23 protein-coding genes are annotated in these 26,923 nt (G+C 50.8%); 15 read left to right on the top strand and 8 right to left on the bottom strand.

Going from position 1 to position 26,923, the window contains the following annotated elements; genetic code table 11:
- The first annotated feature begins 339 nt into the window (after positions 1-339).
- The gene (locus DY231_RS19460) at positions 340-2,478 is read left to right on the top strand and encodes an ornithine decarboxylase (protein WP_115630887.1); all 2,139 of its coding nucleotides are present in this window, start codon (positions 340-342) and stop codon (positions 2,476-2,478) included.
- Positions 2,479-2,522: 44 nt separating this feature from the next.
- Here the strand turns inward: DY231_RS19460 and DY231_RS19455 are convergent, their stop codons facing one another.
- From DY231_RS19455 to mutY, 4 genes are all read right to left on the bottom strand, one after another.
- A complete protein-coding gene (locus tag DY231_RS19455) occupies positions 2,523-3,776 on the bottom strand; it encodes a nucleoside permease (protein ID WP_115630885.1) in 1,254 nt (417 codons plus the stop codon).
- A 254-nt stretch (positions 3,777-4,030) separates the two neighbouring features.
- Positions 4,031-5,107 (bottom strand): membrane-bound lytic murein transglycosylase MltC, encoded by a 1,077-nt coding sequence (gene mltC / locus DY231_RS19450; RefSeq protein ID WP_115630883.1) that lies wholly within the window; start codon positions 5,105-5,107, stop codon positions 4,031-4,033.
- Between the two features lie 54 nt (positions 5,108-5,161).
- On the bottom strand, positions 5,162-5,434 hold the full coding sequence (locus tag DY231_RS19445) for an oxidative damage protection protein (RefSeq protein WP_034493327.1): 273 nt from the start codon (positions 5,432-5,434) through the stop codon (positions 5,162-5,164).
- Between the two features lie 2 nt (positions 5,435-5,436).
- On the bottom strand, positions 5,437-6,522 hold the full coding sequence (mutY, locus tag DY231_RS19440; RefSeq protein WP_115630881.1) for an A/G-specific adenine glycosylase: 1,086 nt from the start codon (positions 6,520-6,522) through the stop codon (positions 5,437-5,439).
- A 152-nt stretch (positions 6,523-6,674) separates the two neighbouring features.
- Here mutY and trmB point away from each other — a divergent pair, with 152 nt between their 5' ends.
- From trmB to DY231_RS19425, 3 genes are read left to right on the top strand one after another with little or no spacing between them, the layout of a single operon-like run.
- On the top strand, positions 6,675-7,394 hold the full coding sequence (gene trmB / locus DY231_RS19435; protein WP_034493331.1) for a tRNA (guanosine(46)-N7)-methyltransferase TrmB: 720 nt from the start codon (positions 6,675-6,677) through the stop codon (positions 7,392-7,394).
- Positions 7,394-7,720, top strand: a complete 327-nt coding sequence (locus DY231_RS19430) for a YggL family protein (RefSeq protein ID WP_064516156.1) — start codon at positions 7,394-7,396, stop codon at positions 7,718-7,720. The genes trmB and DY231_RS19430 overlap by 1 nt, the downstream gene beginning before the upstream one ends.
- Positions 7,721-7,774: 54 nt before the next feature.
- The gene (locus tag DY231_RS19425) at positions 7,775-8,491 is read left to right on the top strand and encodes a YggN family protein (RefSeq protein ID WP_115630879.1); all 717 of its coding nucleotides are present in this window, start codon (positions 7,775-7,777) and stop codon (positions 8,489-8,491) included.
- A gap of 139 nt (positions 8,492-8,630) precedes the next feature.
- Here DY231_RS19425 and leuD read toward each other — a convergent pair whose 3' ends face one another.
- Genes leuD through leuA form a run of 4 tightly spaced genes read right to left on the bottom strand, consistent with a single transcriptional unit; the run spans position 8,631 to position 13,315 of the window.
- Positions 8,631-9,236 carry a 3-isopropylmalate dehydratase small subunit gene (gene leuD / locus DY231_RS19415; RefSeq protein ID WP_115630877.1) on the bottom strand — a complete coding sequence of 202 codons (606 nt, stop codon included), beginning with the start codon at positions 9,234-9,236 and terminating at the stop codon, positions 8,631-8,633.
- Between the two features lie 11 nt (positions 9,237-9,247).
- A complete protein-coding gene (gene leuC, locus DY231_RS19410) occupies positions 9,248-10,648 on the bottom strand; it encodes a 3-isopropylmalate dehydratase large subunit (RefSeq protein WP_115630875.1) in 1,401 nt (466 codons plus the stop codon).
- 2 nt (positions 10,649-10,650) lie between these two features.
- Positions 10,651-11,742, bottom strand: coding sequence for a 3-isopropylmalate dehydrogenase (gene leuB / locus DY231_RS19405; RefSeq protein ID WP_115630873.1), 1,092 nt, complete (start codon positions 11,740-11,742; stop codon positions 10,651-10,653).
- Position 11,743: 1 nt separating this feature from the next.
- On the bottom strand, positions 11,744-13,315 hold the full coding sequence (gene leuA / locus DY231_RS19400) for a 2-isopropylmalate synthase (RefSeq protein WP_115630871.1): 1,572 nt from the start codon (positions 13,313-13,315) through the stop codon (positions 11,744-11,746).
- 846 nt (positions 13,316-14,161) lie between these two features.
- Between leuA and leuO the strand changes: the two genes are divergently transcribed.
- From leuO to mraY, 11 genes are all read left to right on the top strand, one after another.
- Positions 14,162-15,106, top strand: coding sequence for a transcriptional regulator LeuO (gene leuO / locus DY231_RS19390; protein WP_115630867.1), 945 nt, complete (start codon positions 14,162-14,164; stop codon positions 15,104-15,106).
- A 403-nt stretch (positions 15,107-15,509) separates the two neighbouring features.
- Complete coding sequence (gene ilvI, locus DY231_RS19385; RefSeq protein ID WP_115630865.1) at positions 15,510-17,234, top strand: acetolactate synthase 3 large subunit; 1,725 nt, start codon at positions 15,510-15,512, stop codon at positions 17,232-17,234.
- Positions 17,235-17,236: 2 nt separating this feature from the next.
- Positions 17,237-17,728, top strand: a complete 492-nt coding sequence (gene ilvN / locus DY231_RS19380) for an acetolactate synthase small subunit (RefSeq protein ID WP_115630863.1) — start codon at positions 17,237-17,239, stop codon at positions 17,726-17,728.
- Positions 17,729-17,899: 171 nt separating this feature from the next.
- Positions 17,900-18,904, top strand: coding sequence for a catabolite repressor/activator (gene cra / locus DY231_RS19375; RefSeq protein ID WP_034493346.1), 1,005 nt, complete (start codon positions 17,900-17,902; stop codon positions 18,902-18,904).
- 564 nt (positions 18,905-19,468) lie between these two features.
- Positions 19,469-19,927 (top strand): division/cell wall cluster transcriptional repressor MraZ, encoded by a 459-nt coding sequence (gene mraZ / locus DY231_RS19370; protein WP_115630861.1) that lies wholly within the window; start codon positions 19,469-19,471, stop codon positions 19,925-19,927.
- Between the two features lie 3 nt (positions 19,928-19,930).
- Positions 19,931-20,872 carry a 16S rRNA (cytosine(1402)-N(4))-methyltransferase RsmH gene (rsmH, locus tag DY231_RS19365; RefSeq protein WP_115630859.1) on the top strand — a complete coding sequence of 314 codons (942 nt, stop codon included), beginning with the start codon at positions 19,931-19,933 and terminating at the stop codon, positions 20,870-20,872.
- Entirely contained in the window at positions 20,869-21,234 is a 366-nt protein-coding gene (gene ftsL / locus DY231_RS19360; RefSeq protein WP_115630857.1) for a cell division protein FtsL, read from the top strand. Before rsmH ends, ftsL begins: the two co-directional genes overlap by 4 nt.
- Positions 21,235-21,249: 15 nt before the next feature.
- Positions 21,250-23,016: a peptidoglycan DD-transpeptidase PBP3 gene (locus tag DY231_RS19355; RefSeq protein ID WP_034493354.1), complete on the top strand. Its 1,767-nt coding sequence runs from the start codon at positions 21,250-21,252 to the stop codon at positions 23,014-23,016.
- The gene (gene murE / locus DY231_RS19350; protein ID WP_115630855.1) at positions 23,003-24,490 is read left to right on the top strand and encodes a UDP-N-acetylmuramoyl-L-alanyl-D-glutamate--2,6-diaminopimelate ligase; all 1,488 of its coding nucleotides are present in this window, start codon (positions 23,003-23,005) and stop codon (positions 24,488-24,490) included. The genes DY231_RS19355 and murE overlap by 14 nt, the downstream gene beginning before the upstream one ends.
- A complete protein-coding gene (murF, locus tag DY231_RS19345; protein ID WP_115630853.1) occupies positions 24,487-25,845 on the top strand; it encodes a UDP-N-acetylmuramoyl-tripeptide--D-alanyl-D-alanine ligase in 1,359 nt (452 codons plus the stop codon). The genes murE and murF overlap by 4 nt, the downstream gene beginning before the upstream one ends.
- Positions 25,839-26,921 carry a phospho-N-acetylmuramoyl-pentapeptide-transferase gene (gene mraY / locus DY231_RS19340; protein ID WP_034493359.1) on the top strand — a complete coding sequence of 361 codons (1,083 nt, stop codon included), beginning with the start codon at positions 25,839-25,841 and terminating at the stop codon, positions 26,919-26,921. Before murF ends, mraY begins: the two co-directional genes overlap by 7 nt.
- Positions 26,922-26,923 lie beyond the last annotated feature (2 nt).

The following is a 26,923-nucleotide window of genomic DNA, read 5'->3' as shown; positions in this document are numbered from 1 at the left end:
CGCCTTGAACCACGGGGAAGAAGGTGCCATGATTGCGCGAAATTTTACACATCTGCAACGGGGCGCTTATTGATGTTTAAAGTCAATGTTCACCGGCATCTCTCGATGGCGCTCGTTCACCTTTCTGTCGTATCCCGAAGACCCTCGCTCACCATGCGGTGAGGGCAACGCACGCTCACTGCAGGATATCAGTAAAATCAGGTGATGCCTGGTTTTACTGATGTCTGGCGGTCGGAGTGGGTATCCTCCTTCAGACCATCAAGACACATTCGCCGGGGAAAACTCCCTTTGCCGTGCCACATGGCACTCACTCATCCTTGAACTCTGGGATTTGTGCATATGAAATCTTTGAAAATTGCCGCCAGCCACGATGTGGTTGCTACTTTGTCTACACATCGCGAAATCGTCACGCTTGATAGCACTGATTTCACCGATATTGCCGCCGTCGTGCTTTCCGTGGCGGATAGCCGCAGCGGTATTCTGGCGTTGCTCAAACGCACGGGCTTTTCGATTCCTGTCTTTTTAGCGGCTGATAATCTCTCAGGCGAGCAAGAAGGCATTACCGGGCTGATAAAAGGCGATGCGCAGGATTATCTGGAGCTGGAAACCGCGGCCGTTGATTATGAAGAAAGCCTGTTACCGCCTTTCTTCGATACGCTGACGAAATATGTCGCGATGGAAAACAGCACTTTTGCCTGTCCTGGCCATCAACACGGTGAGTTTTTCAAAAAACATCCGGCTGGCCGCCAGTTCTATGAATTCTTCGGCGAGAATTTGTTCCGCGCCGATATGTGCAATGCGGACGTCAAACTCGGTGATTTGCTGATTCATGAAGGATCGGCAAAGCATGCGCAGAAGTTCGCGGCCAAAGTGTTTAACGCGGATAAAACCTATTTCGTGCTGAACGGCACGTCGGCGGCGAATAAAGTCGTCACCAATGCGCTGTTAACTCGTGGCGATCTGGTGCTATTTGACCGTAACAATCATAAATCAAACCACCATGGGGCGTTGATCCAGGCGGGGGCAACACCGGTTTATCTCGAGGCGGCTCGCAATCCGTTTGGTTTTATCGGTGGTATTGATGCGCACTGCTTCGATGAGAAATATTTGCGTGAGCTTATTGCGGAGGTGGCTCCAGAACGTGCGCAGGAAAAACGTCCGTTCCGCCTGGCAGTAATCCAGCTCGGGACTTACGATGGCACGGTTTATAACGCGCGTCAGGTGGTGGATAACATCGGCCATCTTTGTGATTACATTCTGTTTGATTCTGCCTGGGTCGGTTACGAACAATTTATCCCGATGATGGCTGACTGTTCGCCGCTTTTGCTGGATCTTAACGAGAACGATCCGGGGATCTTTGTCACGCAATCGGTACATAAGCAGCAGGCGGGCTTCTCGCAGACTTCGCAGATCCATAAGAAAGATAACCATCTGCGCGGCCAGGATCGTTTTTGCCCGCATAAGCGGCTGAACAATGCCTTTATGCTGCATGCCTCAACCAGCCCGTTCTATCCGTTATTTGCCGCACTCGATGTGAATGCGAAGATCCATGAAGGGGAGAGTGGCCGCCGCCTGTGGGCGGAATGTGTGGTGCAGGGCATCGAAGCGCGCAAAGCCATTATCGCCAGCTGTAAGATGATCAAACCGTTTATTCCACCTGTGGTAGCGGGCAAGCCGTGGCAGGATCATCCGACTGCAACCATCGCGCAGGAGCGTCGTTTCTTCAGCTTTGAACCGGGCGAAAAATGGCATGGCTTTGAAGGGTATGCGCAAGATGAGTATTTTGTCGATCCTTGCAAACTGCTGCTGACGACACCGGGGATTGATCCGCAAACCGGTCAGTACTCTGAGTTTGGCGTACCTGCGGCGATCCTCGCAAATTACCTGCGTGAGAATGGAATTGTTCCTGAGAAATCGGATCTGAATTCGATTTTATTCTTACTGACGCCTGCCGAAAGCACTGAAAAGATGGCGCATCTGGTGGCGATGCTGGCCCAATTTGAACAGCATATTGAAGACGATACGCCGCTGGCGGATGTGCTGCCGACTATCTATCAGAAATATTCACAGCGTTATAAAGGCTACACGCTGCGCCAGCTTTGCCAGGAAATGCATGATCTTTATGTCAGCTTTGAAGTGAAGGATCTGCAAAAAGCGATGTTCCGCAAAGCCAGCCTGCCTGCAGTCGCGATGAATCCGCAGGATGCTCATAGCGAGTTTATTCGTGGCAATGTGGAGCTGGCGCGTCTGAGCCAGTCGGAAGGGCGTATCGCAGCTGAGGGCGCGTTACCGTATCCACCGGGCGTGTTGTGCGTAGTGCCTGGCGAAGTGTGGGGCAGTGCCGCGCTGCGTTACTTCCTGGCTCTTGAAGAGGGTGTGAATATGCTGCCAGGTTTCTCACCGGAATTGCAGGGCGTGTATAGCGAAACGGATGCTGACGGAATTAAGCGTTTGTACGGATATGTAATTAAGGCGTAATAACAATGTCTCCCGCTTCTGAATGAAACGGGAGACGTTATCAATCAGACTGCTGGCTGGATGGCCGCTGGCGTTCTGACATGTTTATATTTAAACAGTGCGACGAAGGCGAAGGCCAGCACCAGCGAGTAACCGGCGAAAATCAGCCATACGGTTTGCCAGTCGGTGATACCTTGCAGTGTGTAATGCTCAACCACTTTACCGCTGACAATCCCGCCCAGAATGCAACCAAAGCCGTTTGTCATCATCAGGAACATGCCCTGTGCGCTGGCACGGATTTCTGGTCTGACTTCTTTTTCAACAAACACGGAACCGGAAATGTTGAAGAAGTCGAAGGCGCAACCGTAGACGATCATCGACAGCACCAGCAGCATGGTGCCCATCGGCGTTGGGTCGCCAAAAGCAAACAGGCCGAAGCGCAACATCCACGCGACGATACTGATAAGCATCACATTCTTGATACCGTAGCGAATCAGGAAGAATGGAATCGTCAGGATAAAGACGGTTTCAGAAATCTGCGAAATAGACATCAGCACCGACGCATGTTCGACAATAAAGCTACTGGCAAACAGCGGGTTCTGGTCAAAGCTGTGCAGGAAGGTATTACCGAACATATTGGTAATTTGCAGTTCGGCACCCAGCAGCATTGAGAAGATGAAGAAGATAGCCATGCGTTTGTTTTTGAACAACGCGAACGCATCCAGCCCTAACATTGAGCTCCAGCTTTGGTTTTTCTGTGCATTAGCAACCGGAATATGCGGCAGGGTCAAAGTGAACAGTGCGAGGACTACTGACAATATTGCGCCGATATAAAGCTGCATGTGGCTGAGTTCAAAGCCTGAGAAGCTCACGCCCCACATCGCGAAGATAAAGCCAATGGTTCCCCAGATACGAATAGGCGGGAAGTCACTGACGATATCCATTCCCGCCGATTGCAGGCGATAGTAAGAAATCGTGTTCACCAGCCCTAACGTTGGCATGTAAGCCAGTGAGTTCAGCAGAATTACGATAAACATCGCACTCGGTGAAGTCACCTGGGCTGCAAAATACAATGTAATGGCACCTACCACATGACAACCCGCGTAGAGCCAGCGCGCACTAATCCATTTGTCCGCAATAATACCGAGTAGCGTCGGCATAAATACCGCAGCAATACCCAATGAACTGTATACAGCACCGATGGCTGCACCATCAAACTTGAGGGTGACAAACATGTATGAGCCGAGCGTCGTCAGCCAGCTTCCCCACAAGCAGAACTGCAGAAACGATAGTACTTTAAGCTGCAGCTTAAGGTTCATGTAAATATCCTCACAGAGGTTAATAGCGGATGTTAGTTTTTTAACATATAAGGCGCTATATGTTGTGATCGTAACATTAGCAGTGCTGCGGGCGGATTTTTGGTACATTCAGCAAATAAATGAAAACATCTTTTGGTTACATTCGAGAATAGTGACGTTGGTTACATTTTTTGCAAATCTGGTGGGGAAAATCAGGGAGGAGCGGTATCTCCTGCCACCACAACGGATGGCAGAAGATATATCAAACAGAGGAGTTAGCGGCGGCGATAGCTCTTCTGCGCGGTATTCACTTTGTACAGATAATGGCGTGATTCCGCAGACGGATGGCGAGTGGTCAGCGTCTGATATACATCACCCGGGGTCATGCTGTTGATGATGTTATACGCGCGGTTCTTGTCGTTATTGAACACGCGAAGCACGCTGCCTGCACCCCCGTTGTAAGCTGTGATAACGGCGTAGCGGCGCGATGTTGGGTTATCAATTCCGCTCAGGTAACTGTCTTGCAGAATCGCCAGGTAAGCCGTACCGGTGTCGATATTGCTTTCTGGATCAAACAAGAAGCTGCGGCTTGGTTTGCCCCATTTCCCCTGAGATTTGAAGACATCAACGCCTGCGCTGTGCTGCACAACCTGCATCAGACCGAGGGCATCGGCATGGCTGACGGCATACGGGTTAAAACTCGATTCCGTTTGCATAATCGCCAGAATCAGTGATTCATCCACACCGTATTTCTTCGACGCTTTACGCACCATGCCGAGATATTTATGCGCACGTTTATCCAGGTGGTTTGGCACCAGGTTGATCGTCACGCTGTAGATGATCTTCAGCCCGGTGCTGCGGCTTTTCAGGCGCGTTTGCAGCAGGTAATCAGCAAATTTGGATGCGCGACCTTCCCAGCGAATCGGCTGCCCGGTGTTATCCACCACCTGGCCATACAGGAACGGCTCTTTGGAGATCTGCACGTCGTTAACATCGGAATAAAGATCGATGGAACCCGGATCGTCACCCATCAGCAAAGTGGAGACGATCGCCTGGCGCAAATGGGCGGCGGGATCGGTGCCAGCAATGGTTTCGATGGTAATCGTACCGTTGTCAAAGTTGATGTGGCTACGGGTCAGATATTGGTCGGTATATTTTACGTAGTCTTTTGGACCCGCAATCAACACTTCCTTTATGCCCCAGATATTTTCGATGTTATGGGCAAACTGCCCCATCAAAATATCAAAACCATTCGTGTCCTTAACAAACGCCTCGTTATAGGAATCTTCTTTTTTGCTCGAACATGAGATGAGCAACGGGACAACCAGAGCTAGCGCGAGAAATTTTTTCATCGTTCCGTGTATGCGTTGGGCTTGATGTACATAAGGGCCAGCGGCCCCTGTATTTTATTTTTCTGGTGGCGTGTAGCCTTCGATGTGAACTTCTTTGCCTTCAAACAGGAAGTTGACCATTTCTGCTTCCAGTTCTTTGCGATGTTCCGGGTTCATCATGCTCATTTTGCGTTCGTTAATCAGCATGGTTTGTTTTGTCTGCCATAAAGCCCAGGCTTCTTTTGAGATTTCGTTATAAATACGTTTGCCAAGTTCACCTGGATACAACTGGAAATCCTGGCCTTCTGCGTCACGTTGCAGGTAAGTACAAAAAATAGTTCTGCTCATCTTTATTCCTCTTCAACAGCTCGGGCGGGTTTAAGTACCACCGGCTCGGCGTGTAATTGCTGTAACAAACGTTCTACAGGGGCGGCCAGTCCTACGGACGGTGGCTGCGCTAAGTTATACCAGAGAGCGGTTCCTTCATCCATGCACCCGCTAAACGAAAGCACCGGCAGCCACATTGGCACGATATCCAGGTGGAAGTGGCTGAATGTATGGCGGAAGGCGGTTAATTGCGTGAGATTATCGGCGGGAATCTGACGTTGCGCCAGCCAGTCGCGCAGTTCGTTTTCGGTTGAGAATTGCGGGAAGCAGTACAACCCCCCCCACAGGCCAACGGCCGGACGCTGAGAAAGCAAAATACTTTGCTGATGCTGCATCATCAGGAAATAGCCGGTGCGCTCGGGAATCGTCACCTTCGGCTTTTTGCCCGGATAGTTCGCCCAACTATTATTGGCGTAGGCTACGCAGAGATTATTCACCGGACAAAGCTCGCATTTTGGCTTCGAGCGGGTACAAACCATTGCGCCAAGATCCATCATCGCCTGGTTAAACTGGCTCACACCTTTGGCTGGAGTGACTTGCTCGCTGATGTCCCAGAGTTTTTTCTCGACATCTTTTTTACCCGGCCAACCGGACACGGCATAACAACGTGCCAGCACGCGCTTGACGTTGCCATCCAGAATCGGGAAATGTTTGCCCAGAGACAACGAAAGAATAGCGCCTGCGGTCGAACGCCCCACACCTGGCAGTGCGGCGACTTCTTCAAAAGTTTCCGGGAACACGCCATTGTGCTGATTAGCGACCATTTGTGCAGCTTTATGCAGATTACGCGCGCGGGCGTAATAGCCCAGGCCGGTCCAAAGATGCAGAACTTCGTCGAGGGGCGCGTTGGCAAGATCGGTGACGGTCGGGAAGCGCGCCATAAAGCGTTCAAAGTAAGGAATGACGGTGGCAACCTGCGTTTGTTGCAACATCACCTCAGACAGCCATACTTTGTAAGGCGTTTTTTCGAGTTGCCATGGCAGTGTTTTGCGGCCGTATTTTTGATACCAGTCGAGAACCTGGTGGGAGAATTGCGGCGCTTGTGTCATTGTTGCCAGGCCATCCGATAAATGTGTGAATTAGGGGGCTGATTCCAGCACAGACGACTCTGTGCTGTAAACCGGAACTTTCTGGTGCTTGCTTCTCACCATTAACTTTGGATAATGCCCGTTTCCCGAACACTAACTAAAGCCTGAACACCATGAAAAATGACGTCATCTCACCGGAATTTAATGAAGAAGGCCGCGCAATGCGCCGGATTCGTAGTTTTGTGCGCCGCCAGGGCCGCCTGACTAAGGGCCAGGAGTTCGCACTGGAAAACTATTGGCCGGTGATGGGCGTTGAATATCAAGACGCGCCTGTCGATTTTACCGAGCTGTTTGGCCGCGAAGCGCCAGTCACGCTGGAAATTGGTTTCGGCATGGGGACGTCGCTGGTGGCAATGGCGAAGGCTAATCCACAGCAGAACTTTTTAGGCATTGAAGTGCACTCGCCGGGTGTGGGCGCATGCCTTGCAACCGCTCATGAAGAGGGCGTTGAGAACCTGCGCGTGATGTGTCACGACGCGGTTGAAGTGCTGCAAAAAATGGTTCCTGACAATTCTTTATCCATGGTTCAGCTCTTTTTCCCTGATCCGTGGCACAAAGCACGTCATAATAAGCGCCGTATCGTTCAGGTGCCGTTTGCTGAGTTCGTGAAAAGCAAACTGAAACTGGGTGGTGTGTTCCATATGGCAACCGACTGGGAACCTTATGCAGAACACATGCTCGAAGTGATGTCCTCTATCGATGGTTATCAAAACCAGTCTGAGAGTAACGACTACGTACCGCGACCGGATTCGCGTCCGGTGACCAAATTTGAACAACGTGGCCATCGTCTTGGTCACGGCGTATGGGACTTAATGTTCGAGAGGGTAAAGTAATGGCAATTAATCGTAGCCGTCGTTTGCGTAAAAAAATGCACATCGACGAATTCCAGGAAGTGGGGTTCTCTGTTGCATGGCGTTTCCCGGAAGGCACCTCCGAAGAACAAATCGATAAAATCGTTGATGAATTCATTGATGAAGTTATCGATAAAAATGGTCTGGCTTTTGATGGCGGCGGCCACCTTTCCTGGGAAGGCTTAATTTGCCTGCAGGAAATCGGCAAATGCACCGAAGAGCATCAAGCTCTGGTGCGCAAATGGCTTGAAGATCACAAGGCTGAAGACGTTCGCACAAGCGATCTGTTTGATGTCTGGTGGGATTGATTGAAATAGTACAAATGGGCTGGTGAAAACCGGCCCTTTTTTTCAGGAGTAACTATGATTCGTAAGGCTCTGATGGGCGTTCTGCTGTTAACCGCGATGCAGGCGCAGGCCGACTATAAATGCAGCGTCACGCCTCGCGATGACGTGGTTATTAATCCGCAGTCCGTTCAGGTTGTGGGTGAAAACGGCAATCTGGTTATTGCCCCGGATGGCAGCCTGCAATTTAACGGTAAGCCACACACATTAAACGCAACGCAGCGCCAGTTGGCACTGGATTACCAGAAAGCGTTGCGCATCGATCTTCCTTGGATCAACAACGGCGCGTTGGCTCGGGTTGAAAAAGGGCGTGTTGCGCTGGATAAAATCATCGCTAAAGAAGTGGGTGAAAGCAGCAATATGCGCGGTCGCCTGACGAAACTCGACGCGCAACTCAAGCAGCAGATGAACCGAATTATCGAGACTCGTCCGGATGGTTTGACCTTCCATTATAAAGCCATTGATCAAGTGCGCTCCGAAGGGCAACAGCTGGTGAATCAGGCGATGGGCGGCATCTTGCAAGACAGCATCAATGAGATGGGTGCGAAAGCCGTTTTGAAAGGTGGCGGCAATCCGCTGCAAGGCGTGCTGGGTAGCCTCGGTGGCTTACAGACTTCGATTCAAAACGAGTGGAAGAACCAGGAAAAAGATTTCGAGCAGTTTGGCCGCGATGTTTGTAGCAAAGTGGTGACGTTGGAAGGGCAGCGTAAAGGGCTGGTCGAAACGCTGAAGTAATACCCTTCAAACTTCAAGCTGCCTCTTTGTTGGCTGCATGTTCTCGCCCAGGTCACTTACTAATGTAAGCTCCCTGGGCCTCGAACACTTGCCGCCGCGATGCAGCTCGAATTATCTTGGGTATAAGACTTGCAGTTTATTAACGCATAAACGCCGGTTGTTTCTTCTCGTAAGCAGAAATTGAACCTTCGTGTTGTAGCGTCAGGCCGATGCTATCCAGCCCCTCTAACATACAGTGGCGACGGAAAGTATCGATGTTAAACGAATAGCTTTTCTCACCGGCAATCACGGTTTGCGCTTCCAGGTCGACCACAAACTTAATCCCCGGATTTGCCGCAACCAGCTTAAACAGCTCATCCACTTCTGCTTCGCTCAATGTCACCGGCAGTAGCTGGTTATTGAATGAGTTGCCGTAGAAGATATCCGCAAAACTTGGCGCGATAACCACTTTAAAACCGTAATCAGTTAATGCCCACGGTGCGTGTTCACGTGAAGAACCGCAGCCGAAGTTTTCACGCGCCAGTAAAATTGAAGCGCCTTTAAACTCCGGGAAGTTCAGCACGAATTCCGGGTTTGGCTGTTGGCCAGCATCATCCAGAAAACGCCAGTCATTAAACAGATGAGCGCCAAAACCCGTGCGCGTCACTTTCTGCAAAAACTGCTTAGGAATGATTGCGTCAGTATCAACGTTTGCGGCATCCAGCGGAACGACCAGGCCGGTGTGTTGTACAAATTTCTCTGCCATGGTGTTTTCCCTTATTTCAACGTGCGGATGTCAGCAAAATGACCAGAAACAGCGGCTGCTGCTGCCATTGCCGGGCTAACCAGGTGCGTGCGACCGCCACGGCCCTGACGACCTTCGAAGTTACGGTTGCTGGTGGAGGCACAACGCTCGCCCGGTTCCAGGCGGTCGTTGTTCATTGCCAGGCACATCGAGCAGCCAGGCAAACGCCATTCAAAACCGGCTTCGATGAAAATCTTATCCAGGCCTTCTGCTTCTGCCTGTGCTTTTACCGGGCCAGAACCAGGAACCACTAACGCCTGCACGCCTGGGGCGACTTTACGGCCTTTGGCGATTTCTGCCGCAGCACGCAAATCTTCGATGCGTGAGTTGGTGCATGAACCGATAAACACTTTATCGATCGCGACTTCAGTTAATGGAACGCCTGGTTTCAGGCCCATGTACGCCAGCGCTTTCTCGGCAGAGGCGCGTTCTACCGGGTCGGCGAACGATTCTGGATTCGGGATATTTTCAGTTACGGAAATAACCTGGCCTGGGTTGGTTCCCCAGGTGACTTGCGGGGCGATTTCTGCCGCGTCCAACGTGACGATGGTGTCGAATTTCGCGCCTTCGTCAGTGCTGAAGGTTTTCCAGTACGCCACTGCGTCGTCCCAGTCGGCTGCTTTCGGGGCATGCAGACGGCCTTTCACGTAGTTGAAGGTGATTTCATCTGGCGCCACGATGCCTGCTTTGGCACCCATTTCGATTGCCATGTTGCACAATGTCATGCGTCCTTCCATCGACAGCGCCTGAATTGCGCTCCCGCAGAATTCCACTACATGCCCGGTGCCGCCAGCGCTGCCGGTTTTGCCGATAATCGCCAGCACAATATCTTTGGCTGTGATGCCTGGTGCGGCGGTGCCGGTCACTTCAATCTTCATGGTTTTCGCGCGGCCCTGTTTCAGGGTTTGCGTTGCCAGTACGTGTTCAACTTCAGAAGTCCCGATCCCGAACGCCAGCGCGCCAAATGCGCCGTGGGTCGCGGTGTGGGAATCGCCGCAAACAATGGTCATGCCAGGCAATGTAATGCCTTGCTCAGGGCCCATTACGTGGACGATACCCTGGAATGGGTGGTTCAGGTCATACAGTTCAACGCCAAATTCTTTGCAGTTTTTCATCAATTCCTGCATCTGAATGCGGGCCATTTCGCCGGAAGCGTTGATGTCTTTAGTCTGCGTTGAAACGTTGTGGTCCATGGTGGCAAACGTTTTGCCAGGCTGGCGCACCGGGCGTTTGTGCGCACGCAGGCCATCAAACGCCTGTGGAGATGTCACTTCATGAACCAGATGACGGTCGATGTACAGCAGCGGCGTTTCATCCACAGCTTCGTAAACAACGTGGGCATCGTACAACTTCTGATATAACGTTTTCGCCATGATTATTTCCCCTCTGCCACGAAGCGAGCAATGGTATCGCCCATTTCGTCGGTGCTGATTGCATTGCCATCGCGAGCCAAATCGCCGGTACGGAAACCTTCTTCCAGCGCGAGGTTGATAGCGTTTTCGATGGCCTGAGCGGCCTCTTCAGCATCCAGGCTGTAGCGCAGTAACAAAGCCAAAGACAGGATCTGCGCAATTGGGTTAGCAATGTTTTTACCTGCGATGTCCGGCGCGGAACCGCCCGCAGGTTCGTACAGGCCGAAACCTTGCTCGTTCAGACTTGCGGAAGGCAGCATGCCCATGGAACCGGTGATCATCGCGCATTCGTCAGACAGAATGTCGCCAAACAGGTTGGAGCACAGCAGAACGTCAAACTGGGACGGGTCTTTAATCAGCTGCATGGTGGCGTTGTCGATGTACATGTGTGACAGCTCAACGTCCGGGTATTCTTTAGCGATTTCGCCGACGATTTCACGCCACATTACCGACGATTGCAGCACGTTAGCTTTATCAATCGAGGTGACTTTGCTGCGACGTTTGCGGGCAGACTCAAAACCGATGCGCGCAATGCGCTCGATCTCAAAGCGGTAATACACTTCGGTATCAAAGGCTTTCTCATGCATGCCGGAACCTTCACGGCCTTTCGGTTGGCCGAAGTAAATACCACCGGTTAATTCACGCACACACAGAATGTCGAAACCTTTCGCGGCAATATCAGCACGCAGCGGGCAAAACTCTTCCAGCCCTTGATACAGGCGAGCAGGGCGCAGGTTACTGAACAATTTAAAGTGTTTACGCAGCGGCAATAATGCCCCACGCTCAGGTTGTTGAGCCGGAGGCAGATGCTCCCACTTCGGGCCACCGACGGAGCCGAACAGAATCGCGTCTGCCTGCTCGCAGCCTTCAACAGTAACCGGCGGCAAGGGATTGCCGTGACGGTCGATAGCAATGCCACCCACGTCATATTGACTGGTAGTAATGCGCATATCGAAGCGCGTACGAACTGCATCCAGCACTTTCAGCGCCTGAGCCATAACTTCTGGGCCAATGCCGTCACCCGGCAATACTGCTATATGATGAGTTTTTGACATGTCACACGGTTTCCTGATTATTTTCTTTATTATGAGCTTTGCGTTGCAATTCTTTTTCGACGATGCCCGCACGCCAGATGTTATTCAGCACGTTTATCATCGCTTTCGCAGAAGATTCAACAATATCTGTCGCCAGACCGACACCGTGGAAACGGCGGCCTTTATGGGTCACAACGATATCTACCTGACCCAATGCATCTTTACCCTGACCTTTCGCAGACAACTGGTATTTCACTAATTCAACATCGTAATTTGTGATGCGGTTAATCGCCTGGTAAACCGCATCGACCGGGCCGTTGCCCGTTGCTGCTTCAGATTGTGTTTCTTCGCCACACTGCAATTGGACAGAAGCGGTAGAAATCACGCTTGAGCCAGACTGCACGTTGAAGTATTCCATGCGGAAATGTTCAGGTTCTTCCTGTTGTTTACCGATGAACGCCAGCGCTTCCAGGTCGTAATCGAAGACCTGGCCTTTTTTGTCGGCCAGTTTAAGGAAGGCGTCGTACAAAGAGTCCAGGTTGTAATCGTCTTCTTTATAACCCATCTCTTCCATGCGGTGTTTCACAGCCGCGCGACCAGAGCGGGAGGTCAGGTTCAACTGCACCTGATTCAGACCGATAGTTTCCGGCGTCATGATTTCGTAGTTTTCGCGGTTTTTCAGCACGCCGTCCTGATGAATACCGGAGGAGTGTGCGAAGGCGTTCGAGCCGACAATCGCTTTGTTGGCAGGGATTGGCATGTTGCACAACTGGCTGACGATCTGGCTGGTGCGGTAGATTTCATGGTGATTGATATTGGTATGCACGCCCAACATTTGGCTGCGCACTTTAATGGCCATGATGACTTCTTCCAGCGCAGTGTTACCGGCACGTTCGCCGATACCGTTCAGTGTGCCTTCAACCTGACGAGCACCCGCCTGAATCGCGGCAATGGAGTTGCCGGTTGCCATGCCCAAATCGTCGTGGCAATGGACAGAGATAATGGCTTTATCAATGTTTGGTACGCGGTTGTACAGCGTCTGAATAATGCCGCCGAACTGTACCGGGGTGGTGTAGCCCACAGTGTCAGGGATGTTAATCGTTGTCGCACCAGCGCCGATGGCGGCTTCTACGATACGGCACAGGTTGTCGATTGGTGTGCGGCCTGCATCCTCACACGAGAATTCTACGTCGTCGGTATAGTTGCGAGCACGTTTGACGGAATTGACTGCACGAGCCAGGACATCATCGAAAGTGCTGCGTAATTTGGTTTCGATGTGCATGGTCGAAGTGGCCAGGAACACATGAATACGGAAGGCTTCGGCAATTTTCAATGCTTCTGCAGCAACATCAATATCTTTATCAACACAACGAGCGAGACCACACACACGGCTATTTTTGATATTGCGAGCGATGGTTTGTACGGATTCGAAATCGCCTGGAGAAGATACCGGGAAGCCGACTTCCATCACGTCAACACCCATACGTTCCAGCGCCATCGCGATTTGCAGCTTCTCTTTTACACTCAGACTTGCCTGTAATGCCTGCTCACCATCACGCAAAGTAGTATCGAAAATAATGACTTGTTGGCTCATGTTGTGGTCCTTTCTCGTCTTAGGGGCCCTTGCTACGAGCATAAAAAAACCCGCGCAGTGGCGCGGGTTTTTTCTGTCTGATGGCTTGAATCAACGCTTGATTTCGCCCACCAGCCTACCGCGCAATGAAGTTGCGTTTAGTAGTAGACCTAGTAGGCGGTTGCTGCGAATCATGTTTCAAGCCCCAAATGAATTTCGTTATGCATTTATTGGTACTTGATCTGCTTTGCTGTGTCAACACTCGATTGCTTTATGCGTACATTTTGGAGGCGAAAGCTTAGAAGGGGTCTTAGCTATCTGTGCTAAGAAAGTCATGTTTCATAATATATATAAGAAGTATGAAAAAAGACTTCTTACTGGACCGGGTAAAATTGAAACCCTCAGAAACAATTAAAAATAATATATTTAATAAGCGTTGTATTCACCATGGTTATGATTTGAGGGGGTTAATCATCATTTTGGTTCTATTTTAGGAATTTATCATCTTTTCTTATTGTTTGATTATAGGTAGAACGTTTGTTTCTGAAACGATGATGTTATCAATACTTAATATATTATTCACTCGGCCAATCATTGTGTGTGAAGTCATTTTGTGATTTGATTAGCATGCTTCTGGAATCAACTGATAACGAATAAATCATATAATACCTTACATTTTCGCTGGCCTGATAGACGCTAGTGGCGTGTCGGTACGTCAGAGCAAATGAGTTCCATAAATTTATATTTAAACAATATAAATTACGTTTTTTATTCCATTATTCAACGTGCTTGAATAACGAGTAATAATAAAGATCACTTGCAGCGCTTATCTGCAAAAACGGAATCGACAACTTAGTGGAGTCAGTCATGTCTGATAATTATGTACAACAACCGGCAGTTCATGATGGGTTTAAACCTCAACTACGTTCTGTGGATTTAAATTTACTCACTGTATTTGATGCCGTTATGCAGGTACAGAATATTACCCGCGCTGCTCAATCGTTGGGAATGTCCCAGCCAGCGGTGAGTAATGCGGTCGCTCGTTTGAAAATAATGTTCAATGATGAACTGTTTGTACGCTACGGCCGTGGCATTCAGCCTACAGCGCGTGCTTTCCAGTTGTTTGGTTCGGTACGCCAGGCATTGCAATTAGTCCAGAACGAACTCCCTGGTGCGGGTTTTGAACCCGGCAGCAGTGAACGAATATTTAACATCTGCGTCAGCAGTCCGTTAGACAATTTGCTGACATCCGTCATCTTTAATAATATGAAGCGCTTTGCGCCAGGTATTCAATTACTCTTCAAGTCGGCATTAAATAAAGATATCGAGCATCAATTACGCTATCAGGAAACGGAGTTTGTTATTAGCTATACAGAATTCCGTCGTCCAGAATTTACTTGTGTACCCTTGTTTGAAGATGAAATGGTACTGGTCGCCAGTAAGAAACATCCACGCTTAATTAAACCGCTTACAGAAGAAGATATTTATAACGAAAAGCATGCGGTGGTGTCACTTGAGCGTTTTGCATCCTTTAGTGCTCCCTGGTATCTCACCGCAGAGAAGCAAGCCTGCATTTCGTATCAAGGAATGGCGATGACCAGCGTGTTAAATGTGGTTTCACAGACTCAGTTGGTTGCTATCGCGCCGCGCTGGCTGGCGGAAGAGTTTGCAGATTCATTGCATTTGCAAATATTCCCGTTGCCCCTGAAAGATAACGTTTCAACTTGCTATTTATCCTGGCATGAAGCTGCCGGACGCGATAAAGGGCATCAGTGGATGGAGAAGCTGCTTACAACGGTATGCAGTAAATAGATTCAGTCTGTAAATCAATTCACGCCGGGTAGTGAAAGCTATCCGGTTATTCTTTATTTTTTGTCTTTTTCAGTTTTTTACGCTGTTGTTGTTTTCGAGTTTCCCGCCCTGCCTGTTCAATAAATCCTGCGTTAATTAGATTTAACCTACAAAGCTATCATTCAGAACATTTTCAATCATAATTTTTGCTTATGCTCAGAGCTTAACTCCGCCAGGAAAGTGTTTTGCAGTATTCACAGGCAAACTCTGTTACTGCGCCTGAAGATTGGCAATTGATTGCCTGATTTTCAACGGTTATGTTAGTCGGATTATTAAAATTAAATGCAGGGCGCAACAACCTGCCTCAACGACTCGCAGAAATGACTTTTGCAGTCGGTCAAACACGTAAGCCTGGAGGCAAACCATGGAGATGTTGTCAGGAGCCGAGATGGTCGTCCGGTCATTAATTGATCAGGGCGTTAAGTATGTATTCGGCTATCCCGGAGGCGCTGTACTCGATATTTACGATGCGCTTCATACTATTGGCGGCATTGATCATGTGCTGGTACGCCATGAACAAGCAGCCGTGCATATGGCTGATGGCCTGGCGCGTGCGACGGGGGAAGTTGGTGTTGTGCTGGTCACATCTGGCCCTGGAGCCACAAATGCAATCACCGGCATTGCCACCGCGTATATGGACTCAATTCCGATGGTCGTGCTGTCAGGCCAGGTCGCGACTTCGCTGATTGGTTATGATGCATTCCAGGAATGCGACATGGTGGGGATTTCGCGCCCGATCGTGAAACACAGTTTCTTAGTCAAACAAGCTGAAGATATTCCCGGCATTATCAAAAAAGCCTTCTGGCTTGCGGCGAGCGGTCGCCCCGGCCCGGTAGTGGTCGATTTGCCGAAAGACATCATGAGTCCGGCAAACAAACTACCTTACAGTTACCCTGAAACTGTCAGCATGCGTTCTTACAACCCCACAACTCAGGGGCATAAAGGGCAAATTAAGCGTGCATTGCAAACGCTGTTGGCGGCTAAAAAACCAGTTATGTACGTGGGCGGCGGGGCCATTACCTCTTCCTGCCATGATGAATTGCTCGAGCTTGCTCAGAAACTCAATATTCCCGTTGTCTCCTCTTTAATGGGCCTGGGGGCATTCCCCGGCACACATCGCCAGGCGCTTGGCATGTTAGGGATGCATGGAACCTACGAAGCCAACATGGTGATGCACAACTCCGATGTAATTTTCGGCGTGGGTGTGCGTTTCGATGATCGTACGACTAACAATCTGGCGAAGTACTGCCCGAATGCCACCGTGCTGCACATCGACATTGATCCGACGTCTATTTCCAAAACAGTAGGTGCCGACATTCCGATTGTGGGCGATGCCCGGCAGGTTCTACAGCAAATGCTGGAGCTGCTGGCGCAAGAAGAGCCGCAGCAGGGCTGTGATGAAATTCGTGACTGGTGGCAGCAGATTGATCAGTGGCGTGCGCGCCAGTGCCTCGAGTTTGACAGAACCAGCGACAAAATTAAGCCACAGGCGGTCATTGAAACGATCTATCGCCTGACAAACGGCGAGGCTTATGTCACGTCTGACGTTGGGCAGCACCAGATGTTCGCCGCACTCTATTACACCTTTGATAAGCCTCGCCGTTGGATTAACTCGGGTGGCCTCGGCACGATGGGGTTCGGCCTTCCTGCGGCATTAGGGGTAAAAATGGCATTGCCGGAAGAAACCGTGGTTTGTGTGACAGGCGATGGCAGTATTCAGATGAATATCCAGGAGCTTTCTACCGCGCTGCAATACGGTTTGCCTGTGCTGGTGCTTAATCTCAATAACCGCTATCTCGGCATGGTGAAGCAGTGGCAGGATATGATTTACTCTGGCCGCCATTCCCAGTCCTATATGGAATCTTTACCTGATTTTGTGCGTATAGCTGAAGCATACGGGCATGTTGGGATCCGTATCAGCGAGCCGCAAGAGCTGGAAAGCAAACTTACTGAAGCACTGGAAGCGGTGCGTAATCAGCGTCTGGTCTTTGTTGACGTCACCGTTGATGGCACTGAGCATGTTTACCCAATGCAAATCCGTGGCGGTGGGATGGATGAGATGTGGTTAAGCAAAACGGAGAGAACCTGATTATGCGCCGGATATTGTCTGTATTACTCGAAAATGAGTCCGGGGCGCTATCCCGGGTTATTGGCTTATTTGCTCAGCGCGGCTACAACATAGAAAGTTTGACTGTTGCACCGACTGACGATCCCACACTTTCGCGCATGACTATACAAACCGTTGGTGATGCAAAAGTGTTGGAACAGATTGAAAAACAACTTCACAAGCTGGTGGATGTTCTGCGCGTTAGTGAACTGGTGCAGGGCGCTCATGTTGAACGTGAAATCATGCTAGTGAAAGTGCAGGCCAGTGGCTACGGGCGTGAAGAAGTGAAGCGCAATGCGGAAATCTTCCGTGGGCAAATCATTGATGTCACGCCGACGCTTTATACCGTTCAATTAGCGGGGACCAGCGACAAACTGGATGCTTTCCTGAGTACTATCCGTGAAGTGGCAAAAATTGTCGAAGTGGCGCGCTCTGGTATTGTCGGCGTATCCCGCGGCGATAAGATTATGCGCTAGCCTGTGAAAGGCATCTAAAAACTAACCCGGTAACCTGAACCGGGTTTTTTTTGCAATTTGCGTGACAACTGCCAGCAAAAGCGGTTGCCCGAGGTATTATTCTGCGCTTAGATGATAAAAATGAAACCATGACCAGGGTATGGTTATGGAAATCCTAAATAAGGGGCTACTGTGAAATTGGATGAAATCGCGCGCCTGGCTGGAGTTTCGCGCACCACGGCGAGCTACGTCATCAACGGTAAGGCAAAGCAGTATCGCGTTAGCGATAAGACCGTTGAGAAAGTCATGGCGGTTGTACGCGAACATAACTACCACCCGAATGCGGTGGCCGCAGGACTACGTGCCGGGCGCACGCGTTCTATCGGATTAGTGATTCCAGATCTTGAGAACACCAGTTATACCCGCATCGCTAACTATCTTGAGCGTCAGGCTCGCCAGCGTGGCTACCAACTGCTGATAGCCTGTTCTGAAGATCAGCCTGATAATGAAATGCGTTGCATTGAGCATCTCTTGCAGCGACAGGTTGATGCGATCATCGTTTCTACCTCATTGCCGCCTGAACATCCTTTTTATCAACGTTGGGCAAACGATCCTTTCCCCATTATTGCGCTCGACAGAGCATTAGACCGTGAAAACTTCATCAGTGTCGTCGGTGCCGACCAGGAAGATGCGGAAATGCTGGCCAGCGAGCTGCGTACTTTCCCTGCGGAAACCGTACTTTACCTCGGCGCGCTGCCGGAGCTTTCAGTCAGTTACCTGCGTGAACAAGGTTTCCGTACCGCGTGGAAAGACGACCCGCGGGAAGTGCATTTCTTATATGCTAATAGTTACGAACGTGAAGCCGCAGCGCAGCTATTTGATAAATGGCTGGAAACACACCCCATGCCGCAGGCGTTGTACACCACTTCATTTGCATTATTACAAGGTGTGATGGATGTTACATTGCGTCGTGAAGGGCAACTGCCATCTGAACTGGCGATAGCGACCTTTGGCGATAATGAACTGCTCGATTTCTTGCAATGCCCCGTATTGGCTGTCGCGCAGCGCCACCGCGATGTCGCAGAGCGCGTGCTTGAACTGGTTCTGGCAAGTCTGGATGAGCCTCGTAAACCGAAGGCCGGGTTAACACGTATTCGCCGTAATCTTTATCGCCGTGGTAGTTTGAGCCGCCGCTAACAAGTGATGGCAGTTCCGGCTGCCATTCTTAATTGAGATTATTCCCGTGTTAATTCCCTTAGTTATTCAGGTAATTATTTTTCATTAGTAATTGAAGAACTGTTATTACGGAATCGATATAATTTCTCTGCCTTGAATTATTTTGTTACACAGCAATGTGTAAAAATGCCGGATAATTAAACAATAGCTAACCATCCCCAATCAAACTAACCCGCCAGCCCGCGTTTCGCCTGCATCTGGCGCTGTTAACCTTCCGCGAAATACCTTAAAATGCCGACCGCGTCGCAAACTGAACACTTCATATTTTACCTGTCAGGTTTTCAGTCGATTTAACGATATTTATGCTTATTGATCTTTTTTCTTTCAAATATTCATAACGTTAATTTTGCATCGTGGATGTAGCGCCTTTTCACGCCAGTCATTTATCAATCGCTTAGGAGATGGAAATTATTTCTATTAGCGTTGTAGCTTGCTTGACAAGGTTTTCCTCCGCTCCGTAAACTCCTTTAGGTGGGATTTTGTGGGTCAAAGTGGTGGAAAGGGGAATTTAAGGGTGAGGCTGGCATGTTCCGTGGGGCAACATTAGTCAATCTCGACAGCAAAGGGCGGCTTGCCGTACCTACCCGTTACCGGGAAAAGCTTGTCGAAACCTCTGAAGGTCAGATGGTTTGTACCATCGACATCCATCACCCATGCCTGCTGCTTTATACCCTTCCCGAGTGGGAAATTATTGAACAAAAGCTAGCTCGTCTGTCGAGCATGAACCCGGTAGAGCGTCGCGTGCAGCGACTGTTACTTGGGCATGCCAGTGAATGTCAGATGGATAGCGCCGGGCGATTGTTGTTGGCATCTGTTTTACGCCAACACGCCGGGCTAACCAAAGAAGTGATGCTGGTTGGGCAGTTCAATAAGTTTGAACTGTGGGATGAAACGACCTGGCATCAACAGGTCAAGGAAGACATCGACGCTGAGCAGGCCACGACGACTACGTTGTCGGATAGGCTGCAGGACTTGTCACTATAAATAATGATGGAAAATTTTAAACATACTTCGGTGCTGCTTGATGAGGCCGTGAATGGTCTCAACATTCGTCAGGATGGCATCTACATTGATGGCACATTTGGTCGTGGCGGCCATTCTCGCTTGATTCTTTCCCAATTGGGACCAGAAGGACGCTTGCTGGCTATCGACCGCGATCCGCAAGCTATTGCAGCGGCACAAGCCATCGATGACCCGCGCTTCTCTATCATTCACGGGCCTTTCTCAGAATTAGCCGAGTACGCCAGTGAACGCGATTTGCTGGGCAAAATTGACGGCATTCTGCTGGATCTCGGCGTTTCCTCTCCGCAACTTGACGATGCCGAACGCGGTTTCTCGTTTATGCGTGACGGCCCGCTGGACATGCGTATGGACCCGACTCGTGGTCAATCTGCAGCAGAATGGTTGCTCAGCGCTGACGAAGCGGACATCGCCTGGGTTATCAAAACCTATGGTGAAGAGAAATTCGGCAAGCGTATTGCGCGCGCCATTATTGAGCGCAACCGCGAACAACCCATGACGCGTACCAAAGAACTGGCGACGGTTGTGGCAGCGGCAATGCCGGTGAAAGACAAGTTCAAACACCCGGCCACACGCACATTCCAGGCTATCCGTATTTGGATCAACAGCGAGCTTGATGAGATTGAGAAGGCGCTGAAAGGCTCGATTCCCACTCTGTCTCCAGGCGGTCGCCTGTCGATAATCAGTTTCCACTCTTTGGAAGACCGAATTGTTAAACGTTTTATGCGTGAAAACACCCGTGGACCACAGGTTCCGGCCGGTTTGCCAATGACTGAAGCTCAGTTGAATCAGCTTGGCGGCAGATATTTAAAATCGATTGGCAAAATGATGCCAGGTGATGAAGAAGTGGCGGAAAACCCGCGCGCGCGCAGTTCGGTACTGCGTATCGCTGAAAGGACGAACGCATGATTAATAAAGTGGCAGAAACCCTAAGCAAAGTTACTGGTCAATTGAGCAGTGGCGAACGCCATGCATTACCTGCGGTGATTGGTGGTGATTTATTGCGTCATGGGAAAATGCCACTGATTTTGTTCAGCGCCATTATCGTTACCGCCATTTTTGTCGTCACCACCGCGCACCATACCCGCTTGCTTACTGCGCAACGTGAGCAAATGGTGGTTGAGCGTGACGCGCTGGATATTGAATGGCGCAACCTGATTCTGGAAGAAAACGCACTCGGCGATCATAGCCGGGTGGAGCGGGTCGCAACGGAAAAGCTGCAATTGCAGCATGTTGACCCATCGCAGGAAAACATTGTAGTTCAGCAATAAGGAATCGCGTGGCAGATGAGAGCAGCGGCAAAAACGCTTAAACCGAAACGCCAGGAAGAACAGGCCAACTTTGTAAGTTGGCGTTTTGCGTTGCTTTGCGGTTGCATTTTGCTGGCGCTGGTTTTCCTGTTGGGGCGCGTTGCCTGGCTGCAAATCATTGCGCCGGACATGCTGGTACGCCAGGGCGATATGCGTTCCTTGCGTGTGCAGGAAGTCTCAACTTCCCGTGGCATGATTAGCGACCGTGCAGGCCGCCCATTGGCCGTCAGTGTGCCGGTTAAGGCGATTTGGGCTGACCCGAAAGAGTTGCACGACGCAGGCGGCATTACGCTGGATAACCGCTGGAAAGCGTTGGCAGATGCCCTGAAAATCCCTCTCGATCAGCTCGCCTCCCGCGTTAACAGCAACCCGAAAGGTCGCTTTATTTATCTGGCACGCCAGGTAAACCCGGACATTGGCGACTACATCAAAAAACTCAAACTTCCAGGGATTCATCTCCGTGAGGAATCTCGTCGCTATTACCCTTCAGGCGAAGTCACTGCTCACCTCATTGGCTTCACCAACGTCGATAGTCAGGGGATTGAGGGCGTTGAGAAGAGCTTTGATAAATGGCTAACCGGGCAACCGGGCGAGCGCATTGTGCGTAAAGACCGCTTTGGTCGCGTGATTGAAGACATCTCCTCAACCGATAGTCAGGCCGCTCACAACCTTGCGCTAAGCATTGATGAACGCTTACAGGCGCTGGTTTACCGCGAGCTAAACAACGCCGTGGCCTTTAACAAAGCCGAGTCGGGCAGTGCGGTGCTGGTAGATGTGAATACCGGTGAAGTTCTGGCGATGGCAAACAGCCCATCCTACAACCCTAATAATCTGAGCGGCACGCCAAAAGATGTGATGCGTAACCGTACCATCACGGATGTTTTCGAGCCGGGTTCGACAGTTAAACCGATGGTTGTCATGACCGCGCTGCAACGTGGCGTAGTGCGTGAAAATACCGTTCTGAATACCGTGCCGTACCGCATCAATGGTCATGAGATCAAAGATGTGGCGCGCTACAGCGAATTGACCCTTACCGGGGTGCTACAGAAGTCGAGTAACGTCGGGGTTTCAAAACTGGCGTTAGCGATGCCCTCCTCAGCGTTAGTAGATACTTACTCACGTTTTGGATTGGGAAAAGCGACCAACTTGGGGCTGGTCGGAGAACGCAGTGGCTTATATCCGCAAAAACAACGGTGGTCTGACATAGAGAGGGCCACCTTCTCTTTCGGCTACGGGCTAATGGTAACACCGTTACAGTTAGCGCGAGTCTACGCAACGATTGGCAGCTACGGCGTGTATCGCCCACTGTCGATTACGAAGGTTGATCCGCCGGTTCCTGGTGAACGTATTTTCCCGGAACCGCTGGTTCGTACCGTCGTCCATATGATGGAAAGTGTGGCATTACCCGGTGGTGGTGGCGTGAAAGCAGCCATCAAGGGATACCGCATCGCCATTAAAACCGGTACGGCGAAAAAAGTCGGGCCGGATGGAAAATACGTTAACAAATACATTGCTTACACCGCAGGCGTTGCGCCAGCGAGTAACCCTCGATTTGCATTGGTTGTGGTGATCAACGACCCACAAGCAGGGAAATACTACGGTGGTGCCGTCTCTGCACCTGTGTTCGGTGCCATCATGGGCGGCGTTCTGCGCACCATGAATATCGAACCGGATGCTCTGGCGACAGGTGAAAAAAGTGAATTTGTAATTAATCAAAATGAGGGATCAGGTGGCAGATCGTAATTTGCGCGACCTTCTCGCTCCGTGGGTGCCAGAGTTCCCTTCGAGAGTACTGCGAGAAATGACACTCGATAGCCGCGTGGCGGCTTCGGGCGACCTTTTTGTGGCTGTAGTCGGTCATCAGGCGGACGGGCGTCGATATATCCCGCAGGCAATAGCGCAAGGTGTGGCCGCTGTTGTTGCTGAAGCTGAAGGCGAAGCAACCGACGGCGAAATCCGTGAAATGCACGGTGTGCCCGTGATTTATCTGAGCCAACTGCATCAACGTCTTTCTGCCCTGGCTGGGCGTTTTTACCACCAGCCCTCGAGTGCATTGCGCCTGGTTGGCGTAACTGGCACTAACGGCAAAACCACTACGGCTCAATTGTTGGCGCAGTGGAGCCAGTTATTAGGCGAAACCAGTGCGGTGATGGGTACTGTGGGCAATGGCCTGCTGGGTCAAGTCAAACCAACCGAAAATACCACTGGCTCTGCCGTTGATGTACAGCAAGTGCTTGCTAACCTGGCTGAACAGGGGGCGAGTTTTGCCGCAATGGAAGTTTCTTCCCATGGCCTGGTTCAGCACCGGGTTGCTGCCCTGAAATTTGCCGCTAGCGTGTTCACTAACCTGAGCCGCGATCACCTTGATTACCATGGCGATATGGCGGGATATGAAGCGGCTAAATGGCTGCTGTTTTCAGAGCACGATTACGGCCATGCCGTTATTAATGCTGATGATGAAGTCGGACGCAAATGGCTGGCGCGTTTGCCAGATGCCGTTGCTGTTACGATGGAAAATAATTTACAGCCTGGCTGTCGTGGCCGCTGGTTGAAAGCAACCAATGTGCATTATCACGATGGCGGGGCGACCGTTCAGTTCAGCTCCTCCTGGGGTGACGGGGAAATCGAAAGCCGCCTGATGGGGGCTTTTAACGTCAGCAACCTGTTGTTGGCGCTCGCGACTTTGCTGGTTCTTGATTACCCAATCAACGAATTGCTGAAAACGGCACCAAGCCTGCAACCTGTTTGCGGCCGCATGGAAGTATTCAGTGCTCCGGGTAAACCGACAGTAGTGGTGGATTATGCCCACACGCCGGATGCCCTTGAGAAAGCACTGCAAGCCGCTCGTTTACATTGCAGCGGCAAGCTGTGGTGTGTGTTCGGCTGCGGCGGCGACCGCGATAAAGGCAAGCGCCCAATTATGGGTGGCATAGCCGAGCAATATGCGGATGTAGTGGTCGTTACCGATGACAACCCGCGTACCGAAGAGCCGAAAGCCATTGTTGCCGATATCCTGGTTGGCATGCTGGATGCGGGTCGTGCTCATGTGGTTTCCGGGCGCGCCGAAGCAGTAACAAACGCCATTATGCAGGCGAAAGAGAATGATGTGGTTCTGGTGGCAGGCAAAGGTCACGAGGATTATCAGATTGTGGGAACGCAGCGCCTGGATTACTCCGACCGCATTACCGCCGCTCGCTTGTTGGGGGTTTTGGCATGATTCGCGTTTCCTTGAGCCAACTTGCCACTGTCCTGAATGGAGAGTTGCATGGTGCAGATGCTGACATTATTGATGTCACCACGGACACGCGCAAACTCACGCCAGGGTGTCTGTTTGTTGCACTGAAAGGTGAACGTTTTGATGCTCACGATTTTGCGCAAGATGCAGTGAACGGCGGGGCAGGGGCGTTGTTGGTTAGCCGCAAGCTGGATGTGAATGTTCCACAGCTTGTGGTTGCTGATACGCACCAGGCGTTCGGCGAACTGGCCGCATGGGTTCGCCAGCAAGTGCCAACGCGTATTGTTGCGCTGACCGGCTCTTCCGGCAAAACCTCCGTTAAAGAGATGACCGCCGCAATTTTGCGCCAGTGTGGCAACACGCTGTACACCGCAGGCAACCTCAATAATGATATCGGCGTGCCAATGACGTTGTTACGTCTGACGCCAGAATATGAATTTGCGGTTATTGAGCTGGGTGCTAACCACCAGGGCGAAATTGCCTGGACGGTGAATCTTACCCGCCCGGAAGCAGCTTTGGTCAATAACCTCGCTGCGGCACATCTGGAAGGATTTGGTTCACTTGCCGGTGTTGCGAAAGCAAAGGGTGAGATTTTCGCAGGGCTGCCGGATAACGGTATCGCGATTCTCAATGCAGACAATAACGACTGGCTGAACTGGCAAGAAGTGATTGGCGAACGCAAAACCTGGCGCTTCTCGCCCAATGCCACGGGCAGTGATTTTACTGCGACTAACGTGCATATCACTGTGCATGGCACTGAGTTCACCATCAAAACACCGGTCGGCAATGTAGACGTGACTTTACCGCTTCCGGGTCGTCATAACATCGCCAACGCACTGGCGGCGACGTCGCTTGCGATGGCTGTAGGCGCAACGCTGGAAGCGGTCAAAATTGGCCTTGCCGATCTTAAAGCCGTTCCTGGTCGTCTGTTCCCGATACAACTTTCTGAAAACCAACTTCTGCTTGATGACAGTTACAACGCCAATGTGGGATCGATGACTGCCGCCGCACAGGTGCTGTCTGAAATGCCCGGTTTTCGCGTGATGGTTGTCGGCGACATGGCTGAATTAGGTGAAGAATCTGTTGAGTGCCATCGCCAGGTCGGTGAGGCAGCAAAAGCATCAGGCATTGATTGCGTATTAAGCGTGGGCACACTGAGTGAAATTATCAGTCAAGCCTCTGAAGTTGGCGAACATTTTACCGATAAGCCTTCTTTAATCGTGCGCCTGAAGGCGCTCATCGCCGAGCATTCAATGATAACTATTTTAGTGAAAGGTTCACGTAGTGCCGCTATGGAGCAGGTAGTACGCGCATTACAGGAGAATGGAACATGCTAGTTTGGCTGGCCGAACATTTGGTCAAATATTATTCCGGCTTTAACGTCTTTTCGTATCTGACGTTTCGCGCCATTGTCAGCCTGCTGACTGCTCTGTTCATCTCGTTATGGATGGGGCCGCGCATGATTGCTCGTTTGCAGCAACTTTCTTTCGGCCAGGTTGTGCGTAACGACGGTCCTGAATCCCATTTCAGCAAACGCGGAACGCCAACCATGGGCGGGATCATGATCCTGACCTCGATTGTTATCTCCGTATTGATGTGGGCTTACCCTTCGAACCCATACGTCTGGTGCGTGTTGTTTGTCTTAGTCGGTTACGGTGCGATTGGCTTTGTTGATGACTATCGCAAAGTCGTACGTAAAGACACCAAAGGTTTGATTGCTCGCTGGAAGTATTTCTGGATGTCCGTTATCGCGTTGGCTGTCGCCTTCACGATGTACAGCGCAGGAAAAGGAACGCCAGCCACCGAGCTGGTTGTGCCGTTCTTTAAAGACGTGATGCCGCAGCTTGGCCTGTTCTATGTGCTGCTGGCGTACTTTGTCATCGTTGGCACCGGGAATGCGGTTAACCTGACCGATGGCCTTGATGGCCTGGCGATTATGCCAACTGTGTTGGTGGCTGCGGGCTTTGCGCTGGTCGCCTGGGCTACGGGTAACATTAAGTTCGCCGGATATTTGCATATTCCTTATCTGCGACATGCTGGGGAGCTGGTTATCGTCTGTACGGCGATTGTTGGAGCAGGGCTGGGTTTCTTATGGTTCAACACCTATCCGGCACAAGTCTTCATGGGTGATGTTGGCTCTCTGGCTCTGGGCGGCGCGCTCGGAACCATCGCTGTACTGCTGCGTCAGGAATTCCTGTTAGTGATCATGGGCGGCGTGTTTGTGGTTGAAACGCTGTCGGTGATTTTGCAGGTCGGTTCCTTCAAATTGCGCGGACAGCGCATTTTCCGTATGGCCCCGATTCATCACCATTATGAATTGAAAGGTTGGCCGGAGCCGCGAGTCATTGTGCGCTTCTGGATTATTTCGCTGATGCTTGTTCTGATCGGCCTGGCTACCCTGAAGGTGCGTTAACT

Origin of the sequence: Buttiauxella agrestis, assembly GCF_900446255.1 — a bacterium.
GTDB lineage: Bacteria > Pseudomonadota > Gammaproteobacteria > Enterobacterales > Enterobacteriaceae > Buttiauxella > Buttiauxella agrestis.
Note: the sequence above shows the minus strand (reverse complement) of the source record. Positions and strands in the feature narration are given on the sequence as shown.